17 protein-coding genes are annotated in these 18,350 nt (G+C 67.9%); 1 reads left to right on the forward strand and 16 read right to left on the reverse strand.

Features of this window, described 5'->3' with window-relative positions; genetic code table 11:
• Window positions 1–57: 57 nt before the first annotated feature.
• The 15 genes from JOF55_RS02440 to infC all read right to left on the reverse strand — a co-directional run bounded on the left by JOF55_RS02440 (window position 58) and on the right by infC (window position 16,238).
• On the reverse strand, window positions 58–1,254 hold the full coding sequence (locus JOF55_RS02440) for an argininosuccinate synthase (protein WP_310268892.1): 1,197 nt from the start codon (window positions 1,252–1,254) through the stop codon (window positions 58–60).
• Window positions 1,247–1,810, reverse strand: coding sequence for an arginine repressor (locus tag JOF55_RS02445; RefSeq protein WP_310268895.1), 564 nt, complete (start codon window positions 1,808–1,810; stop codon window positions 1,247–1,249). Before JOF55_RS02445 ends, JOF55_RS02440 begins: the two co-directional genes overlap by 8 nt.
• Window positions 1,807–2,730, reverse strand: coding sequence for an ornithine carbamoyltransferase (gene argF, locus JOF55_RS02450; protein ID WP_310268897.1), 924 nt, complete (start codon window positions 2,728–2,730; stop codon window positions 1,807–1,809). Before argF ends, JOF55_RS02445 begins: the two co-directional genes overlap by 4 nt.
• Window positions 2,730–3,932, reverse strand: a complete 1,203-nt coding sequence (locus tag JOF55_RS02455) for an acetylornithine transaminase (RefSeq protein ID WP_310268901.1) — start codon at window positions 3,930–3,932, stop codon at window positions 2,730–2,732. The genes argF and JOF55_RS02455 overlap by 1 nt, the downstream gene beginning before the upstream one ends.
• Window positions 3,929–4,894: an acetylglutamate kinase gene (gene argB / locus JOF55_RS02460; RefSeq protein ID WP_310268905.1), complete on the reverse strand. Its 966-nt coding sequence runs from the start codon at window positions 4,892–4,894 to the stop codon at window positions 3,929–3,931. The genes JOF55_RS02455 and argB overlap by 4 nt, the downstream gene beginning before the upstream one ends.
• Entirely contained in the window at window positions 4,891–6,048 is a 1,158-nt protein-coding gene (gene argJ, locus JOF55_RS02465) for a bifunctional glutamate N-acetyltransferase/amino-acid acetyltransferase ArgJ (protein WP_310268907.1), read from the reverse strand. The genes argB and argJ overlap by 4 nt, the downstream gene beginning before the upstream one ends.
• Before the next feature lie 52 nt (window positions 6,049–6,100).
• Window positions 6,101–7,126: an N-acetyl-gamma-glutamyl-phosphate reductase gene (argC, locus tag JOF55_RS02470; RefSeq protein ID WP_310268910.1), complete on the reverse strand. Its 1,026-nt coding sequence runs from the start codon at window positions 7,124–7,126 to the stop codon at window positions 6,101–6,103.
• Window positions 7,127–7,181: 55 nt separating this feature from the next.
• Window positions 7,182–8,435: an NAD(P)/FAD-dependent oxidoreductase gene (locus JOF55_RS02475; RefSeq protein ID WP_310268913.1), complete on the reverse strand. Its 1,254-nt coding sequence runs from the start codon at window positions 8,433–8,435 to the stop codon at window positions 7,182–7,184.
• Between the two features lie 117 nt (window positions 8,436–8,552).
• Window positions 8,553–10,085 (reverse strand): PucR family transcriptional regulator, encoded by a 1,533-nt coding sequence (locus tag JOF55_RS02480; RefSeq protein ID WP_310268916.1) that lies wholly within the window; start codon window positions 10,083–10,085, stop codon window positions 8,553–8,555.
• A gap of 98 nt (window positions 10,086–10,183) precedes the next feature.
• Complete coding sequence (pheT, locus tag JOF55_RS02485; RefSeq protein WP_310268919.1) at window positions 10,184–12,673, reverse strand: phenylalanine--tRNA ligase subunit beta; 2,490 nt, start codon at window positions 12,671–12,673, stop codon at window positions 10,184–10,186.
• A gap of 61 nt (window positions 12,674–12,734) precedes the next feature.
• On the reverse strand, window positions 12,735–13,802 hold the full coding sequence (pheS, locus tag JOF55_RS02490) for a phenylalanine--tRNA ligase subunit alpha (protein WP_310268921.1): 1,068 nt from the start codon (window positions 13,800–13,802) through the stop codon (window positions 12,735–12,737).
• Between the two features lie 178 nt (window positions 13,803–13,980).
• Window positions 13,981–14,871, reverse strand: coding sequence for a TrmH family RNA methyltransferase (locus tag JOF55_RS02495; RefSeq protein ID WP_310278248.1), 891 nt, complete (start codon window positions 14,869–14,871; stop codon window positions 13,981–13,983).
• Entirely contained in the window at window positions 14,868–15,236 is a 369-nt protein-coding gene (gene rplT, locus JOF55_RS02500; protein WP_310268924.1) for a 50S ribosomal protein L20, read from the reverse strand. Before rplT ends, JOF55_RS02495 begins: the two co-directional genes overlap by 4 nt.
• A gap of 133 nt (window positions 15,237–15,369) precedes the next feature.
• Window positions 15,370–15,564 (reverse strand): 50S ribosomal protein L35, encoded by a 195-nt coding sequence (rpmI, locus tag JOF55_RS02505; RefSeq protein WP_310268927.1) that lies wholly within the window; start codon window positions 15,562–15,564, stop codon window positions 15,370–15,372.
• Between the two features lie 128 nt (window positions 15,565–15,692).
• Complete coding sequence (gene infC / locus JOF55_RS02510) at window positions 15,693–16,238, reverse strand: translation initiation factor IF-3 (protein ID WP_310278251.1); 546 nt, start codon at window positions 16,236–16,238, stop codon at window positions 15,693–15,695.
• Window positions 16,239–16,598: 360 nt separating this feature from the next.
• Here infC and JOF55_RS02515 point away from each other — a divergent pair, with 360 nt between their 5' ends.
• The gene (locus JOF55_RS02515) at window positions 16,599–16,928 is read left to right on the forward strand and encodes a DUF1844 domain-containing protein (protein WP_374727364.1); all 330 of its coding nucleotides are present in this window, start codon (window positions 16,599–16,601) and stop codon (window positions 16,926–16,928) included.
• A gap of 110 nt (window positions 16,929–17,038) precedes the next feature.
• On the opposite strand, the gene JOF55_RS02520 is transcribed toward JOF55_RS02515, so the two are convergent.
• The gene (locus JOF55_RS02520) at window positions 17,039–18,199 is read right to left on the reverse strand and encodes a J domain-containing protein (protein WP_310268933.1); all 1,161 of its coding nucleotides are present in this window, start codon (window positions 18,197–18,199) and stop codon (window positions 17,039–17,041) included.
• Window positions 18,200–18,350: the final 151 nt, after the last annotated feature.

Here is an 18,350-nt window from a genome sequence, read left to right on the forward strand (position 1 = left end):
GCGTGCCGTGGGTGGGGTTGGTCAATTTCTCGAGAAATTGACCAACCCCACCCGAGCTCAGCCCTGCTGATTGCGCTTCGCGGCGATCTTGCTGGGCAGGCCCCACAGCTGGACGAAGCCCTTGGCCATCCCCTGATCGAAGGTGTCCCCCTCGTCGTAGGTGGCCAGGTTGAAGTCGTACAGCGACTCCTGGCTGCTCCGCCCGGTGACCACGGCCCTGCCGCCGTGCAGCTTCATGCGGATATCGCCGGTGACGTGCTGCTGGGTCTCGGCGACGAACGAGTCCAGTGCGTCCTTCAGCGGCGAGAACCACAGGCCGTCGTAGACCAGCTCGCCCCAGCGCTGGGAGACGGTGCGCTTGAACCGCGCGGCGTCCCGCTCGAGGGTGACATCCTCCAGCTCCTGGTGCGCGGTGATCAGCGCCATCGCGCCCGGAGCCTCGTAGATCTCGCGACTCTTGATCCCGACCAGGCGATCCTCGACCATGTCCAACCGGCCGACTCCCTGGGCACCCGCACGCCGGTTGAGCTCTTCGACGGCCTGCAGCACGGTCACGGCCTTACCGTCGATGGCCACGGGCACGCCCTTGTCGAAGGTGAGCACCAGCTCGTCGGCTTCCCGGGGCACGCTCGGGTCGGCGGTGTAGGAGTAGACGTCCTCGATCGGCGCGTTCCAGATGTCCTCCAGGAACCCGGTCTCCACGGCACGGCCCCAGACGTTCTGGTCGATCGAGTACGGCGACTTCTTGTTCACGTCGATCGGCAGATCACGGCCCTCGGCCCAGGCGATGGCCTTCTCCCGGGTCCAGGCGAAGTCCCGTACCGGTGCCATGACATTCAGGTCCGGGGCCAACGCACCGATACCGACCTCGAAGCGCACTTGGTCGTTGCCCTTGCCGGTACAACCGTGAGCCACTGTCGTCGCACCGTGCTTCTTCGCCGCATCGGTCAGATGCTTGGCGATCAACGGCCGGGACAGCGCGGAAACCAGCGGATACCGGTCCATGTACAGCGCGTTGGCCTGCAGCGCGGGCAGGCAGTACTGATCGGCGTACTCGTCACGAGCGTCGGCGACGACGGCTTCGACCGCGCCGCAGGCCAGTGCCCGCTTGCGCACGGTCTCCAGGTCCTCACCGCCCTGGCCCACGTCCACCGCGACGGCGACGACCTCGGCTCCGGTCTCCTCGGCGATCCATCCGATGGCCACGGACGTGTCCAAGCCACCGGAGTAGGCCAGTACAACCCGCTCAGTCATTGTCGTTCTCCTCGTGCTCCGTGTCGTGCAAGTTTCGGTTGTCGTGATCGTTCGGGCCGGAGATGTGCGGCTCCTGCTGTTCACCGGCCGCCATCGCGGTGAAGCGCTGCGCGAGCCCTTGACCGGTGAGGGGCTCGCGGGCCACGACCATCACGGTGTCGTCGCCCGCGATCGTGCCGACCACCTCCAGCAGCGCTGAGCGGTCGATGGCACTGGCGAGGAACTGCGCCGCCCCCGGAGGGGTACGGAGCACGGTCAGGTTCCCCGAACCGTCCGCGCTGACGAGCAGCTCGCCGAGCAGTCTGCTCAGCCGGGAGGTACCGCCCTGTACCCCCGGCACGGGGTTGCCGTCCTCGGGAATGACATAGACGGCCGCTCCGCCGTCGGGGCCTCGGAGCTTCACCGCACCCAGTTCGTCGAGGTCCCGGGACAGGGTCGCCTGGGTGACCTCGATGTCGTCGCCTGCCAGCAGTTTCGCCAGTTCGGTCTGGCTGCGGATACCCATCGAGGAGACGAGCTCGACGATACGTGCTTGGCGCGCGACCCTGGTCGTCATCGTCGTTGCACCATCCATGCCAGCAGCGCTTTCTGCGCGTGCAGGCGGTTTTCCGCCTCGTCGAAGACCGCACTGGCGGGCCCGTCCAGGACCTCGTCGGTGATTTCCCATCCCCGATGCGCGGGCAGGCAGTGCAGCACGCTGGTACCGGGCTTGCCGGTGGCGGCCAGCAGATCGGTGTTGAGTTGGAACGGCCGGAACGGGCTGATGCGGTCCTTGCCGTCGTTCTCCTGTCCCATCGAGGTCCACGAGTCGGTGACCAGCACGTCGGCACCTTCGACAGCGGCACGCGGCCGGCTGAGCACCGACACCGAACCGCCGGTTTCGGCGGCCCGTTTCGTGGCTGCTTCCATCACCCACTCGGCGGGAGCGAACCCTTCCGGTGCACCGACCCGCACGTGCATGCCCGCGGTGGCGCCCCCCACCAGCAGGGAGTGCGCCATGTTGTTGGCCCCGTCACCGAGGTAGGTGAGCGTGAGCCCGGCGAGGCTGCCGTGGCGTTCCCGGATGGTCTGCAGGTCGGCGAGCACCTGGCAGGGGTGGAACTCATCGGTGAGGGCATTGACGACCGGCACGGTCGAAGCAGCGGCCATCGCATCGATCCGCTCCTGGGCGAAAGTTCGCCACACGACGAGGTCCACGTAGCGCGACAACACCCGAGAGGTGTCCTCGATGGTCTCTTCACGGTCGAGCTGGGTCAACCGACTGTCCATGATGACCGGATGACCTCCGAGCTGGCTGATTCCGGCCTCGAAGGACAGTCTGGTACGGGTGGAATTCTTCTCGAAGATCACGGCGACGGATCTCGGCCCGGACAGTACTTGCCGACCGTAGGGCTCCCGCTTGAACTCGTCGGCCAGGTCGAGCACCTCGAGCTGCTCGGCGGGGTCGAGATCATCATCGCGCAGCAAGTGGCGCATCAGGCATTCCCCTCATGTGTGGACAGCAAGGCGGGCAGGTCGGACAGGAATCGCTGTGCCTGATCCGGCTCCAGCACCAGGGGCGGCGCGAGTCGCAGCACATCCGGTTGTACGGGGTTGAGCAGATAACCGCTGCCCTGCGCGGCAGCGGCCACCTGTGGTGCCACCGCCGCGTTCAGCGCGATGCCGATCAGCAGCCCTGCACCGCGTACCTCGGAAACCAGCGGATGGTTCATCCGCTGAACGCGGGCCGTGATGTCCTTGCCGAGACGATCGGCGTGTTCCAGCAGGCTGTCGGAGGCGATGGTCCGCAGGACCGCGAGCGCCGCAGCACAGGCGACCGGGTTTCCTCCGAAGGTGGTGCCGTGCTGGCCGGGACGCAACAACGTCCCGGTGTCGCCGATTCCGATGCAGGCGCCCATCGGCAGACCACCACCGAGTCCTTTGGCCAGCGTGATGACGTCGGGCACGATCCCGCTGCGCTGGAAGGCGAACCAGTGTCCGGTGCGCCCGATGCCGGTCTGCACCTCGTCGATCACGAGAAGTGCGCCGTACCGGGTCGCGATGTCGCGAGCAGCCTGCAGGTATCCGTCCGGCGGCACGACCACACCGTTTTCACCCTGGATCGGTTCGAGGAAAACGGCAGCCGTAGATTCGTCCACTTCGGACTCGAGTGCTGCCGTGTCCCCGTAGGGGACATGCACCACACCCGTCGGAAGCGGCTCGAACGGTTCCTGCTTGCCGGGTTGGCCCGTCAAGGCCAAGGCCCCCATCGTGCGGCCGTGAAAGCCCCCTGTGGTGGCCACCACCTTCGTCCGACCCGTCAGCCGGGAGATCTTGAGCGCGGTTTCGTTGGCCTCGGCTCCCGAGTTGCAGAACAGCACCCGGCCATTGCCCGCGGATCCGGCCAGATCCAGCAGTTCCTCGGCCAGGCGCAGACCCGGCTCGTGCGCGTAGAAGTTCGATACGTGCCCGAGCCGGGAGATCTGCTCGGTGACAGCGGTGACCACGGCCGAGTGCGCATGGCCGAGGGCGTTCACCGCGACTCCCCCGAACAGGTCGAGGTAGGTCGTTCCCTCGGCGTCGGTGACCTCGCAGCCCGATCCGCTGACCAGAGTCAGCTTCGGCGCACCGTAGTTGTCCATCATGGACGTCTGCCAGCGCTGCGCCCCGGCGGCGTTGGTTCCGTCGTGCGGCATCATCCGTCCTCCCCTTCCGCGGCCCGGAGACCGGCCTGTTCATCGGGCGGAACGACCATCGTGCCGACGCCCTGGCTGGTGAACACTTCCAGCAGCACCGAGTGCGCGAGCCTGCCGTCGATCACGTGCGCGCGCGGCACTCCGCCACGCACCGCGCGCAGGCACGCCTCCATCTTCGGGACCATCCCGGAGGCCAGGTCGGGCAGCATCCGCTCCAGTCTGTCGGCATCCAACCGCGACACCAGCGAGGAACGATCCGGCCAGTCGGTGTACAGACCTTCGACATCGGTCAACACCACGAGCTTCTCGGCACCCAGTGCGACGGCGAGCGCACCGGCCGCCGTGTCGGCGTTGACGTTGTGCACCACGCCGTCGGCGTCGGGGGCCACGGTCGAGACCACCGGAATCCGTCCGGCATGGATCAGGTCCCATACCGCTTCCGGGTTCACCGAGACCACATCACCGACCAGCCCCACATCCACCGGCTCACCGTCGACGAGTGCGCTACGCCGCCGGGCGGTGAACAGGTGCGCGTCCTCACCGGACATGCCCACCGCATGTGGGCCGTGCTGGTTGATCAGTCCGACGAGTTCGCGCCCGACCTGACCGACGAGCACCATTCGCACGACGTCCATGGTCTCGGGCGTGGTCACGCGCAAGCCCCCGCGGAACTCACCCTCCATGCCCAGACGATCCAGCATGGTGGTGATCTGTGGACCCCCACCGTGCACGATGACCGGATGCAGTCCCGCAAGCCGGAGGAACACCATGTCCTCGGCGAAGGCTCGCTTGAGGCCATCATCGGTCATGGCGTTGCCGCCGTACTTGATGACCACCGTGGCACCGTGGAAGCGCTCCAACCACGGCAGTGCCTCGGTCAGTACCCCGGCTTTCGCACCCGCGGTGGCCAGCCGGTCGTCGGCCCTGCCCACACGGTCGTCACTGTTCGCAGTACGGGAAGTCATGAGGAGTAGGCGCTGTTCTCTTCGACGTAGCCGTGGGACAGATCGGTGGTCAGGATGGTCGCCGCGTGCTCACCGAGATGCAGATCGATGACGATCTCGATGTCGCGGCCGGACAGATCCGCCGCACTGCGGTCCTGCGCGCGGGTTCCCCCGGCGTAGAGCGTGACGCCGTTCGTGATGATTTCGACCTTGTCGACGTCGATCTCGGCCTGCGCTCGGCCCAGCGCCATCGCGATCCGTCCCCAGTTCGGATCCGAGCCGAACAGTGCCGTGGAGACCAGGTTGTCCTCGGCCACCACCCGGCCGATGCGCACGGCGTCGTCCTCGCTGACCGCACCTCGAACGGTGATGTCGATCGCCTTGGTCGCCCCTTCCGCACCGTGCTGCATCTGCCGCACGAGATCGGCGCTGATCGTGGTGAGCTGCTCGACGAACTCCGAACTCGAAGGGCGGACACCGGAGGCACCGGAGGCAAGCACGAGCACGGTGTCGTTGGTGGAGGTACCGCCGTCCACGTCGATCCGGTCGAAGGTGGTCCGGGAGGCTGCACGCAACGCGGCGTCGAGTTCCGTGCCGTCGACCACGGCGTCGGTGGTCAGGACGCTGAGCATGGTCGCCAGATTCGGTGCCAGCATCCCGGCTCCCTTGGCGAACCCCCCTATCGACCAGCCGTCGGGATGCGAGACATACGCCTGCTTGGGGCCACCGTCGGTGGTCAGAACCGCCGTCGCCACGTCCGTGGCCGCCTGCTCCGAGGCATCCAGCGACTTGGCTGCGGTATCCACACCGGACAGAAGCGCCTCCATCGGCAGCCGCTGGCCGATCAGTCCGGTCGAGCACACTGCGACACCGATCGCGCCCGTGCCCAGAACCTCGGCCACCTTCTCGGCGGTGGTGTGGGTGTCCTGGAACCCTTCCGGGCCCGTACAGGCGTTGGCCCCACCGGAATTGAGCACCACCGCGCGCAGCCGCCGTTCCTGCAGCACCTGTTGCGACCACAACACCGGCGCGGCTTTGACCTTGTTCGTGGTGAACACGCCCGCCGCGGCATCCTGCGGTCCGTCATTGACGACCAATGCCAAGTCGGGCCCTCCGGCCTTGATCCCCGCGGCCACCCCGGCCGCCCGAAAACCGGCAGGTCCGGTCACGCTCATGTTCGCTCCTGACTGTGGGTCGGGGTGGTGGCGCTACCGAAGACGGCGCTGTTCACGGCGCGACACCCGTGGTCGGCAGGCCGGTGACCTCCGGAAGGCCGAGGGCGAGGTTCATACACTGCACCGCGCCGCCTGCGGTGCCCTTGGTCAGGTTGTCCTCGGCACCGACCGCCACCAGACGTCCGGCATCGGCATCGACGGTCACCTGCAGGTGCACGGTGTTCGCGCCGAGCGTGGCCGAGGTCTGGGGCCAGACACCGTCGGGCAGGACGTGGACGAAGGGTTCGTCGTCGTACGCGTCGAGGTAAGTCCTGCGTGCGGCGCCGACATCGAGATCACCACGCAGCGGAGCGCTGCAGGTCGCCAGGATGCCGCGCGCCATCGGAGCGAGCACCGGCGTGAACGAAACCTGCACCGGTCCGCCTGCCGCAGCCGAGAGATTCTGGATCATCTCCGGCGTGTGCCGATGTGCACCGCCCACGCCGTACACGCTGGCCGAGCCCATGACCTCGGCCGAGAGCAGGTGCGGCTTGAGTGCCCGACCGGCGCCCGAGGTACCGGTCATGGCGACGACCACGGCCTCGGGCTCGACGAGGCCCGCGGCCAGCGCCGGAATCATTGCCAGGGACGACACGGTCGGAAAGCAACCCGGTACCGCGATGCGGCTCGCTCCGCGCAACCGCTCCCGCCCCCCCGGCAGTTCGGGGATGCCGTAGGGCCAGGTTCCGGAGTGTTCGCCGCCGTACCAGCGATGCCAGTCGGCGGCGTCGTTGAGGCGGTGGTCGGCCCCGCAGTCGATCACGACGGTGTCGCCGAGTTCGGCGGCGATCTCGGCGGAATGTCCGTGCGGCAGGGCCAGGAAGACGACATCGTGCCCGGCGAGTTCGGCCACCGAGGTATCGGCCAGGGTCCGATCGGCCAGCGGCAGCAGGTTCGGGTGATGCTCACCCAACTTGCTGCCCGCATTGCCGCCCGCGGTCAGCGCACCGATTTCCACCTCGGGGTGCGACAGCAGCAGTCGGAGTAACTCTCCGCCCGCGTAACCGCTCGCACCGGCCACCGCCACCCGAATCGCCATACGGATAATTATGCACCTTGATGCAACATCAATCAAAGTGGGGTGCGGTACGTCATCAGCGCAACGGATCGAACGGGCGCAGGACATCGGGCTGCTTTCCGGAACCGATCTGCTCGGCCAGCAATCGACCGGTCAACGGACCGAGAGTCACTCCCCACATCCCGTGCCCACCGGCGATGAACACACCGGGCATGCTCGATGCGCCGATCAGCGGTAGCCCGTCCGGCGTCACCGGACGCGGACCGACCCACTCGTCGTGGCGGTCCTGCCAGGACACGCCGTCCAACAACGGGCGAGCCGAGCGCACGACCGCCTCGATGCGGTTGCGGTCCAGCGCTGCATCCGCCGACCGGAACTCCATGGTTCCCGCGACCCGCAGCCCGCCCTGATACGGCGTGCAGGCCACGCGCGCCGCAGGCAGGTAGATCGGCCCCGGCACGGGTTGTTCGGTCGGGACCGTGAAGGAGTAGCCGCGCCCGGCCCGCACCGGCGTACGGACACCGAGCGGCTTGGCAAGTTGCTCCAGCCATGCGCCGTTCGCCAGGACGGCAGTCTCGGCGGAGACACGCTTGCCCGCCGACGACCGGACGATCACCCGCCCCGCACTTCGATCGATCCCTTCGGCCGTGAAGCCGGTGCGGATCTCACCGCCGCGCGCTTCGACCGAACGAGCGAGTGCTCGCACGAACTCCCCGGGATCGATGTAGCGCTGACCTTCCAGCCGCAGCACCGTGGTGATCCGCGAGGACAACTGCGGAATGCCGGTCTCCGCCGGAGTGACGTCCGTGACCTCGAGTTCCTGGCCTGCCCGGCGGATGAGCTCGGCCTCGTGCCGCAGGCCGGAGGACTGCTCGGGCTTCTCGAACGCCGCGGTGATCGGCGCCTTCGTCGTCGAGGCCTGCACACCACCCGCCGCGAGCGCGTCGAAGGCCTCGAGACCCTCCGAGTTCACCGGGACGTAGGACCGCATCGAACGTTGCCAGGAACGCATGGTGCAGTGCCGGGCGAACTTCGCCAGGAACGACCACAGCCCCGGATCGGCCGTGGCCGGCACGTACAGCGGTGCATCGCGATCCAGCAGCGAGCGCAAGCCGTATCGCAGCACACCGGGTTCGGGCAGGGGAACCGACAAGGCCGGCGAAAGATACCCCGCATTGCCCCACGAGGCGCCCGCCGCGACGCCCGAGCGATCCAGCACCGTTACCTCGACACCGTGCTCCTGCAGGAACCAGGCGGTCGACAATCCGACGACCCCGGCTCCGACCACCACGGCACTGCCCGGCACTCCGTCGGTCCCGTCCGCACGCATACTCGCCTCCGCTGTGTTCGCTTGCTCCCGCCCCCAGCATGGCGCCGTTCACTCCGGCAGCGTCTGTCGAATTCGCACAAACACCACCCGGTGGATTGGACCGGATCCACATCGAAGCTAAGCCGAGGGCTCCTCCACGGCCAGCATGATGATCATCGCAAGTCGCTTGTCCGGATCCTCCAAGTCCAGCGGTGTCACCTCGGCCATCTTCCGCAGCCGGTACCGGACCGTGTTCGGATGCACCGCGAGTCGGGAAGCGGACGCCCCCAGATCACCCTGGCACTCCAACCACGCCCGCAGTGTCTCGACGTATCGGGTACCGCGCTCGGCGTCGTGCCGCCGGAGTTCGGCGACAGGGCCACGCGCCGGAACACGGCCGGTCGAGGCCGCATTGCGCAGGCGGCGCAACAGGATCTCGTGCCACGAATCGTCGTAGACCACCGCGGATGACCGTCCTGGACCACCGACATGGACCGCCAGACTCTCGTCGGCCTCCTGACGGCTCGCAGCCAGCTGCAAGGGTTCCGCCGTGCCACCGATGCCTGCGAAGACGACCACATCGGCGGGTAACTCCCGGATCAATGCGCGAACCCACTCGCGCGCACTCGTGGCATCGTCATCGTCCGGCAGGATGGTGTATACGGCATTGGCGAACAGCGCGCTCCGTCCCGGACGCGCCCAGCCGAAACCGGTGGTGGCTCGCTCGAACGCGAGCAGCGTGGCGGCACCGTGCTCCCCACCCGTGTGTGCCTGCACAGCCACCACCCGAAATCGGCCGCCGCGCAAACCGAGTCGGCTGATGACCGCAGGCGCGTCCGCACTGCCCTCCAGCAGCCGGAGCACCGAATCCGACTCGACCTGCCGCTCCAGATCCGCACTCGCACGGGTCCTGAGCAGGTGCAGTGCCACGGTGCGCGCCCCGTCGACGAGGGCTGCCTCATGCCGGGAATCGAGCGGATGCGGTGTCTCGACCCAGATCGAGCCCAACAGTTCTCGGCCCGCTCGTACGGCGATGACCACACGACCGTCGACCTCCGAGCCGGCCAGCGGGCCGACGAACAGCGGCTCGTCCGAGGAGGCGAGATGCAGGAACACCTCTCGATCGGCCAGTTCGCGCCGGATTTCCTCCGGAACCCGCCGACCGAGGATCGTCTCCAACCGCGCTCGGTCCGCACTCTCCTGCCTGCGCGAGTAGGCCAGCACACCGGACCGGTGGTCTTCGATCGTCACCGGACCACCGACCGACTCCGCCAGCGAGTCGGCCAGGGCGAACAGGTCCGTCGGACCACGACCAGCCTCGGTTTCACGGCCCTCCAGCACCAAGCCGTACACGACACCGGCGAGCTGACCCCAGGACACGGCCGGGTCCACGAGCATCACGGCCACACCATGCTCCTCCGCAAGCGTGCGAGCGTGCTCGGTGAGCGTGGCGGTGCGGAACACCACCACGGTGGCCCGGGTATCACCCAGCAGCTGCGGTGCCGCATCCGAACCGACCCCGACAGCGAGGAGAACGTCCTCCGCCCCGGGCTCCGATTCCGTGGGGTCGTGCAACGCAACGCTGCGCAGCTCCGCTTCACGTCGGGGAGCACAGCACAACCATGCTCCGTATCCGCCGAGAACATTGACCAGTCGGTCGAGCTTGACCATGAATGCCACATTCCGCGAATCCGCTGCGGAGGCGCCCTGCTCCCCTGCGCCCTGTTCTCGCCCCCGCGCCCTGCCACCAGCAGGACTCGCGTCACACGCTACGCCCGCAAGGCGGCGTCGAAGTGCTTCTTGGCGGCATCAACGGCAGCGTCCCTGGCCTCGATGGCCTCTTCCTGCTTCAGAGTCCGATCCCCGGCGCGGAAGCGCAGGGCGAATGCGAGCGATTTCTTGCCTTCACCGACCCGATCACCGGTGTAGACGTCGAACAGCCGGACATCCTCCAGCAGGGCACCGCCTCCGGAGCGCACGACCTCGGCGAGTTCCGAGGCGGGCACAGCCGAGTCCACCACCAGCGCCACATCCAGCAGGACCGGCGGATAGGCCGACACCTGGGGCGCCGGACGTTCGTCGGTCAGCGGCAGGGCGTCGAAGTCGAGCTCCATCGCGCAGGTGCGCTTGGGCAGTTCCAGGGCATCGACGACCTTGGGGTGCAATTCCCCCGCGTGCCCGACGACGGTCTCGCCGACTTGGAACCGCGCGCACCGCCCCGGATGCCACGGCGCGAGGTCATCGGCGGTGACCGTGAGCTCGACACCCGCCGCCTCGGCAACGACATGCGCCGCCCGGATGGCGTCGGCCCAGCCGGCGTCTCGGCCCTGCCCCCACCAACCGGTGTTCTCCCGACGCCCGGCCAACACCGCTGCCACATGCGTCGGCTGGGCGGGCAGCGCTGCGTGCAACGCGGCGATCTGCTCCTCGGAGGGAGGCTCGGTGACACCGACGTCGGGGGCCTCGGCCTGCTTCTCGCCGGGAAGCACCACCTGCCCGATGTGGAACAAGGCCAGATCGCGCTGCCCGCGTGAAACGTTGCGCTGCAGCGAGTCCAGCAGACCCGGCAACAGAGTCGTGGCCAGCACCGACCGCTCGGCTTCCAGTCCGTTGAGCACGCTCAACGTCCGGCGCCGCGGATCGCCGGCGGCCAGGCCGAACTTGTCGAGAACATCCTCACCGGTGAAGGGGAACGGCAGGACCTCGACATAGCCGTCGTGGGCCAACGCCCGCGAAACGGCGCGGCGGCGACGCTGGGACTCCTCCAACCCTCGCCCGGCAGGCGCGGAAGGCAGGACCGAAGGGATCGTGTGATACCCCTCCAGACGCAGCACTTCCTCCACCAGGTCGGCGGGCTGTGCCAGGTCCGGGCGCCAGCTCGGTGGTGTCGCGGTCACCAGTCCGACCCCCTCGTCGGAAGTACTGACCTCGATACGGCAACCGATCTGGCTCAGGCGCCGGGCGGTCACCCCGCGCTCGTAGTAAATGCCCGCAACCTTGTCCGGCAGCGCCAGCGGCATCGTCACCGGGGCGGGTGCGGAGGGTGCACCGACGTCGGTCCGCCCCGCGTCGATGATGCCCTCACCGTGGCGAACCAGCAGGTCCGCAGCCATTTCCGTGGCCGCGGGGGCCACCGCCGGATCCACACCGCGTTCGAAGCGCTTGCCCGCCTCGCTGGGCAGCTTGTGTCGGCGGATCATGCGGGCGATGCTCGCCGGATCCCAGTTCGCCGCTTCCAGCAACACATCATGGGAGTCCACACCGATCTCGGTGGTGGCGCCGCCCATCACCCCGGCCAGCGACACCGGTCCCGAATCGTCACAGATCACGATGTCATCCGGATCGAGAACCCGTTCGACGCCGTCCAGCGTGGTCAGTTCCTCGCCGTCGTTCGCGCGACGCACCACCACATCACCGGCCAGTTTCGTGGCGTCCCAGGCGTGCAGCGGCTGCCCCAGCTCGAGCATCACGTAGTTCGTGACATCGACCGCCAGGGAGATCGACCGGATACCCGCGAGCGCGAGACGGCGCCGCATCCACCACGGTGTCGGTGCGGCCGGGTCCACCCCGGTCACCCGACGAAACACGAATCTGCTGCACGCGCTCGTGTCCTGGATGCTCACCGCACGCGACGGCCCGTCCGCCTCCGGCACCGACCTGACCGCGGGATCACCGTAGGGCACCTCCAGCGCGTTCGACAGCTCCCGTGCCAGCCCGCGCACCGAGAAGCAGTAGCCCCGGTCCGGTGTGACCGCCAGTTCGATCACCGCGTCGTCGAGCCCCACGATCTCGGAGGCATCGTCGCCGGGTTCGGCCGAACCGGCAGGCAGGACGAGAATGCCCTCGTGGTCCTCGCCGAGGCCCAGTTCCCGCATCGAACAGATCATGCCCTCGCTGCGGCGACCATAGGTCTTGCGAGAGGTGATCTCGAACCCACCCGGCAGCACGGTACCGGGCAACGCGACGACGACCAGCGCACCTTCCCGGAAGTTCGTGGCACCGCAGATGATGTTCTGCGACTGCTGCTCGCCCGCGGCGTCGCCGACCTCCACCCGGCAGTACCGGATGGGCTTTTTGAACTCGGTCAGTTCCTCGATCTCGGCGACACGCCCCACGACCAGCGGACCTTGGACCGAGGACAGGTGGGTGACCTCCTCGACCTCCAACCCGATCCGCACGAATGCCTCGGCCAGCGTCTCCGCGCTCGTGTCTTCGGCAATATCAAGGTGCTCGGTCAGCCAGGAAACCGGGATCCGCACTGGGTCGCCGCCCTTCTCTCGATCATGGTGGGTCAGGGAGGTGTCTTCGGGGAACGCCGCGTCAGGCGCCGATGCCGAACGCCTGAGTGAACCGGACGTCCCCCTCGACCATGTCCCGCATGTCCGGGATTCCGTTGCGGAACTGCAGGGTGCGCTCCAGGCCCATGCCGAAGGCGAAACCCGAGTAGACCTCGGGATCGACACCGCAGGCCCGCAGCACGTTGGGATGGACCATGCCGCAGCCACCCCACTCGACCCAGCCCGCGCCGCCCCGCTTCTCCGGGAACCAGACGTCGAGCTCTGCGGACGGCTCGGTGAACGGGAAGAACGAGGGACGCAGCCGGGTGGTGGAGTCCGCACCGAACATGGCACGGGCGAAGGCGTCCAGCGTGCCCTTCAGGTGCGCCATCGTCAGGCCCTTGTCCACGGCCAGGCCCTCGACCTGGTGGAACACCGGCGTGTGCGTGGAGTCGAGTTCGTCGGTGCGGAACGTGCGACCGGGGCACACCACATACACCGGCAACTCGCGCTGCAGCAGCGAGCGGACCTGCACCGGCGAGGTATGCGTGCGCAGCACCAACCCCGAGTTCTCCGGAGCCACGTGGAACGTGTCCTGCATCGTGCGCGCCGGGTGGTCCTTGCCGAAGTTCAGCGCGTCGAAATTGAACCACTCGGTTTCCAGCTCGGGACCTTCGGCAACCTCCCAGCCGATCCCGACGAACACGTCGGAGACCCGCTCGATGAGCTGCGTCATGGGGTGCCGGGCACCGGTGGGGACTCGATCCCAGGGAAGGGTGACGTCGACTGCTTCCTCGCGCAGCACCCGCTCGTCCCGCTCGACCTGAAGCGTTGCCCGGCGCTCGTCGAACGCGCCCTGAATGGACTCACGCGCCTCGTTCACGCGCTTGCCCGCCTCCGAGCGCGCCTTGGGCGGCAGTGCCCCGATCTCCCGGCGTGCCGTCAACAGCGGTGAGCGCTCGCCGAGGTGGGCCGGCTTCACCGTGGCCAGCTCGTCGAGGTCGGCAGCCGCCGCGAAGGCTGTGCGGGCATCGTCGACCGCGCGCTCCAACGTCTCCGGCGCGAGCGCGACGACCTCCTTCGGGTCGTACGGGTCGTTGGCTCCAGACATGGTTCGTGCGTAACTCCCGTGGTCCGACGGTCCGCCGCGGCGGACCTCGTCATGAACATGCGGACTCGCACCGCACTGGTTGAGAACGAGTCTATGTGATGGCGCCACGTGCTTTTGCAGCGCAATACCCCACGCGCCCTGCTATGGCAATGCCCCGCATGCCACTCGGGTGTGCCGCTCAGGCGCGTTGGCCGACTCCGGCACGGCGCTGTGCTCGCGCGGAGGCATACAGACAAACCGCGGCCGCCGTCGCCAGATTCAGGCTTTCCGCCCGCCCGTACAGGGGCACGCGGAGTGTGCTGTCCAGCTGTGCCACCCGCTGTGCCAATCCATGCGCCTCACTGCCGAACACCCAGGCCGTGGGCCCGGCCAGGTCACCGCGCACCTCGGCGGTGTCCAGATCATCGGCAGCATGCCCATCGGCCCCCACCGACAGCAGCCCCGCACGGCGGCAGGCCGCGAACACCGCCTCGGCATCGCGCTCCCGCGCGAGCGGAAGATGGAACACACTGCCCGTGGAGGCGCGCACGGCCTTGCCGTTGTACGGATCGACCGTATCCCCGGCGAACACCACGGCCGAACAGCCCGCGGCATCCGCGACGCGCACGACGGTACCCGCGTTGCCCGGATCGGCCACATCGACCAGCACGGCGACCAGGAGGGGAGAGCCGGTCAGCACATCGTCGACGGTCCGTCCCGACGGGTGGGCAGGCAGATCACACACCGCCACCAGTCCCTGCGGCGTCACCGTCTCCGACAGCGAGGCCGCCGCTCGGTCCGTGACGTCGTGAACCCGGATATCGGCCGCCAGGGCCGCCTCGTACAACTCGGGATATCGCGCCGCTGCTTCCTCGGTCGCAAAGAGATCGCGCACATGAGCAGTGCCTGCTGACTGCGCCGACAGCGATTCCCGCACCGCCTGTGCACCCTCGGCGAGGAAGGCGCCCGCGCGCTCACGTCCGGCACGCCGGGTGAGTTTGCGAGCACCGGCGACCCGGGACGAGCGCTCCGTCAGCGGAGCAGCCCCAGCCCCGGATCGCCGGGTCGATCTCGGGCCCCCGCGGCTCAGGCCGAGCCTTCCGGCAGGTTCTTGCGCGCGGTGTCGACCAGCGCGGTAAAGGCCTGCGGGTCGTTGACGGCCAACTCGGCGAGCATCTTGCGGTCCACCTCGACCTCGGCAGCCTTCAGCCCCTGCATGAACCGGTTGTAGGGCATCCCGTTCTGCCGCGTGGCGGCGTTGATGCGGGTGATCCACAGCTTCCGGAAGTCACCCTTGCGGGCGCGCCGGTCGCGATAGGCATAGGTCTGCGAGTGGAGCATCTGCTCCTTGGCCTTGCGGTACAGCCGAGAGCGCTGTCCGCGGTACCCCTTGGTCGATTCGAGAATCGTCCGGCGCTTCTTCTGGGCGTTCACTGCCCGCTTGACGCGTGCCACGGGTCCGTCCTGTCGATCTCATTGGGGGCGGTCGAGCCGCCCGGGCTGATGGGCTGGAACTCACTGGTGCGGCGCTCTGCGGTCGGGCCGGAGGAAAACTTCCGAGTCACCCACCGAAATGGAGCGCCCAACCTCAGCGACCCAGCAGCTTGTTGACCTTCTTGACGTCGTTGGCGGCCACGTCCGTGCTGCCTTCCAAGCGACGCTTGAGCTTGCTCGACTTCTTCTCGAGAATGTGCCGATGCCCCGCACGTTCGCGGCGCAGCTTGCCCTTGCCGGTCGTCTTGAACCGCTTGGCCGTACCGCTGTGCGTCTTGTTCTTCGGCATGTTGAAGTCCTCGTCTCGTACGAATGCCGGGCAGGTTCACCTGAGTGTCGTACCTACCCGGCCTCTTCATCCGGGCGAACCCGTGGAGGTGTGCCGGAGCTCACCACCGATCCACCACGCAAGTGGTGTTACGAGGCGTTCGCCTTGTTCTTACTGCCCTTACTGGTCTTGTGCGGCGCCAGCACCATGATCATGTTGCGGCCGTCCTGCTTTGGCTTGGCCTCGATGAAACCCAGTTCGGAAACATCCTCGGCCAACCGCTCCAACAAGCGAAAGCCCAGCTCGGGGCGCGATTGCTCTCGACCGCGGAACATGATCGTCACCTTGACCTTGTGCCCCTGACCGAGGAAGCGGGACACGTGCCCCTTCTTCGTCTCGTAGTCATGGGGATCGATCTTCGGCCGGAGCTTCTGCTCCTTGATGACGGTCTGCTGCTGGTTGCGGCGCGATTCACGGGCCTTCTGCGCACTCTCGTACTTGTACTTGCCGTAGTCCATGAGTTTGCAGACCGGCGGCCGCGCCTGGGGGGCGACCTCGACCAGGTCGAGGTCGGACTCCTCCGCGAGTCGGAGCGCGTCCTCGATGCGGACGATACCGACCTGTTCACCGTTCGGTCCGACCAACCGGACCTCGGGCACACGGATGCGGTCGTTGATGCGCGTCTCGGAGCTGATGGGGCCTCCTCGGTTCGATGGTGTTCATGCTGCACCGCGGCGCGTGAAGCTCGCCCCTGGAGGTGCAGCGATCTCGCCGAATCCTGTCCGGACCGCGAGACCCTGCTCCGACCGATCGAACCGGTATTGCCATACCGCCTCATACCACCGGAGGGACTTGCCCCCGGCGGGACCGGGACCCGGAAGCCTGTGAGTCGGCCACACGGGTGGGAGCGGGGCTCCACTTTGCCGCCCCCGACTGCGCGGGAGCTGGTCACTCATGTGAGAGTAACAGGTGTGAGCGAGCCGCAACCAACCGAGTCCTCCGAGCAGGCCACCAGTTCGATCGCCGACCGGGTCGGCGACCTCAGCGACGCGGACATGCAGCACAACGTTCGCGAGCTCGCCGATGTTCCCAGTGTCGAGGTGATCAGCAGAGCAGCCGTGATGCTCATGTCCTCTGCAGCCGAGAAGCTGGGCCTGTCCGAGCAGGATCCGGACAACGCCGAGAACCGCGATCTCGATGAAGCACGGCGCCTGATCACCGCACTGGCGGGGCTGGTCATCTCGTCCGTCGAGTATCTCGGCCCCCATGCCGGTGCGATCCGCGACGGCCTGCAAACGCTCCAGCGCGCGTTCCGCGAGGCCTCGGCCGAGCCGGACCCGCCCGGGCAGGGGCCCGGGGAAAAGTACACCGGCCCGGTTTACTGAGGCCTGGCAGTTTTCGGCGAAACTGCGCCTCCTGTGCCTGGGGAGAAGGGGGAAGTTTTCGGGAAAACTTCACCCCCGCCGTCAGTCGCCCCTTCGGAACACGTCCGGTCTCACACGACTCGCTCGAGCACAGCGCGGAACGCTTCCCTGTCGATGGTGGCGGGTTCGGCCGACAGCCACCGGCCGATCTCCCGGACGAACTGCTCGGGCCCCATCGGCAGGATCGGCCGGACCGGCACCTCGGCGACGTCCCCGGTGGTGGTCTCGCCCGCACGGCTGGGATAGAGCACCAGCGCGCCGCGTACCTCGATTTCGGGCAACAGTTCTCGGTAGGAGGCAATGCCTTCCGGCAGTCGCGTCCCACCGCCCCGGAATTGCCGACCGTTGCGCCGGAACGTGCCACCGTCGTCGACCGTGTAATGCCCCGGTAACCACATCTTCGACTCGACCAGCACCAGCCGCCGTCCGCACAGCACCGCGTGATCCACATCGGCGAAAACGGAACCGGGCCACGACAGACCGTGGAAGATCCGCACACCCGGAAGCCGGGCCAGATACTCCGACATCAACTCCGCGGTGAGTCGCTCCGCAGGCTCACCGCGGACCGCGCCTGGTTGTCCGAACACTCTGCTGTTCCCGAACTCCGCGGAAAAGGCGCGATCGGCCCGTCCGGCGGGCAACCGATGCGGCACCAGACCCAGGAGCCCGGTGGCCGCCACCACCGGCACCAGCCACATGGTCAGCACCAGTAACGAGGGGGCGATCGTGAGCATGCCCGGGAGGAACAGCAACCATCCCCCGATGGCGGCCAGCACGGGCGCGTGCCCGTGCTCGGTCACGGGCAGGTAATGGAGTCGTTCGCCGGGGTCGACCGTCTTCCACCAGGGAAGATTGCTCGGATCCGGCCGTGTCTCGGGGGGAACGAAGTCCGGATCGCCACCGAAGTGGCGCGTGCGGCTCTGCCGGTTGGGGTCGCCGCTCCGCCGCTCGCGGTCCTTCTCCCGGGATCGGCCATCCCGCCGGGCCCGTGTGCCGGTACCGAACCATGGCATCGGTCTGGCGGTCCCACCTGCGGTGGCCTTGTCGTAGCCGGAGCGTCGCACCGGATCGCTCAGCGTTTCGTAGGCCTCCTGCAGCATCCGAAACGTGCCGGAGGTTCCTCCCGCGTCGGGATGCATCACCCGAGCCAAGGAGCGATACGCCGACTTGATCTCGGCTTCCGAGGCATTCCGGCTCACCCCGAGCAACTCGTAGTAGTCGACCCCGTCCACGCTTTACGTCCCACCTTCCGTCGCCGCACGGCAACGATATGGGGCCGATCAGTGCGGCAGCCGGGCCGGTTCGCACCAGAGGAGCACCGGGAGTTGTAGTGCGTGAACGGGCCGTCGGTGCGCTCTACCGGAGCAGCCGGGCCGGTTCACT

This window comes from Haloactinomyces albus (assembly GCF_031458135.1).
Lineage (GTDB): Bacteria > Actinomycetota > Actinomycetes > Mycobacteriales > Pseudonocardiaceae > Haloactinomyces > Haloactinomyces albus.

Excerpts from the sequence above, each read along its gene's own strand:
- JOF55_RS02440 (WP_310268892.1), bottom strand. The coding sequence starts at position 1,254 with ATGACTGAGCGGGTTGTACTGGCCTACTCCGGTGGCTTGGACACGTCC.
- JOF55_RS02475 (WP_310268913.1), bottom strand. The coding sequence starts at position 8,435 with ATGCGTGCGGACGGGACCGACGGAGTGCCGGGCAGTGCCGTGGTGGTC.
- JOF55_RS02455 (WP_310268901.1), bottom strand. The coding sequence starts at position 3,932 with ATGATGCCGCACGACGGAACCAACGCCGCCGGGGCGCAGCGCTGGCAG.
- pheS (WP_310268921.1), bottom strand. The coding sequence starts at position 13,802 with ATGTCTGGAGCCAACGACCCGTACGACCCGAAGGAGGTCGTCGCGCTC.
- JOF55_RS02480 (WP_310268916.1), bottom strand. The coding sequence starts at position 10,085 with ATGGTCAAGCTCGACCGACTGGTCAATGTTCTCGGCGGATACGGAGCA.
- JOF55_RS02445 (WP_310268895.1), bottom strand. The coding sequence starts at position 1,810 with ATGACGACCAGGGTCGCGCGCCAAGCACGTATCGTCGAGCTCGTCTCC.
- JOF55_RS02515 (WP_374727364.1), top strand. The coding sequence starts at position 16,599 with ATGCAGCACAACGTTCGCGAGCTCGCCGATGTTCCCAGTGTCGAGGTG.
- argF (WP_310268897.1), bottom strand. The coding sequence starts at position 2,730 with ATGCGCCACTTGCTGCGCGATGATGATCTCGACCCCGCCGAGCAGCTC.
- argJ (WP_310268907.1), bottom strand. The coding sequence starts at position 6,048 with ATGAGCGTGACCGGACCTGCCGGTTTTCGGGCGGCCGGGGTGGCCGCG.
- rpmI (WP_310268927.1), bottom strand. The coding sequence starts at position 15,564 with ATGCCGAAGAACAAGACGCACAGCGGTACGGCCAAGCGGTTCAAGACG.
- argB (WP_310268905.1), bottom strand. The coding sequence starts at position 4,894 with ATGACTTCCCGTACTGCGAACAGTGACGACCGTGTGGGCAGGGCCGAC.
- argC (WP_310268910.1), bottom strand. The coding sequence starts at position 7,126 with ATGGCGATTCGGGTGGCGGTGGCCGGTGCGAGCGGTTACGCGGGCGGA.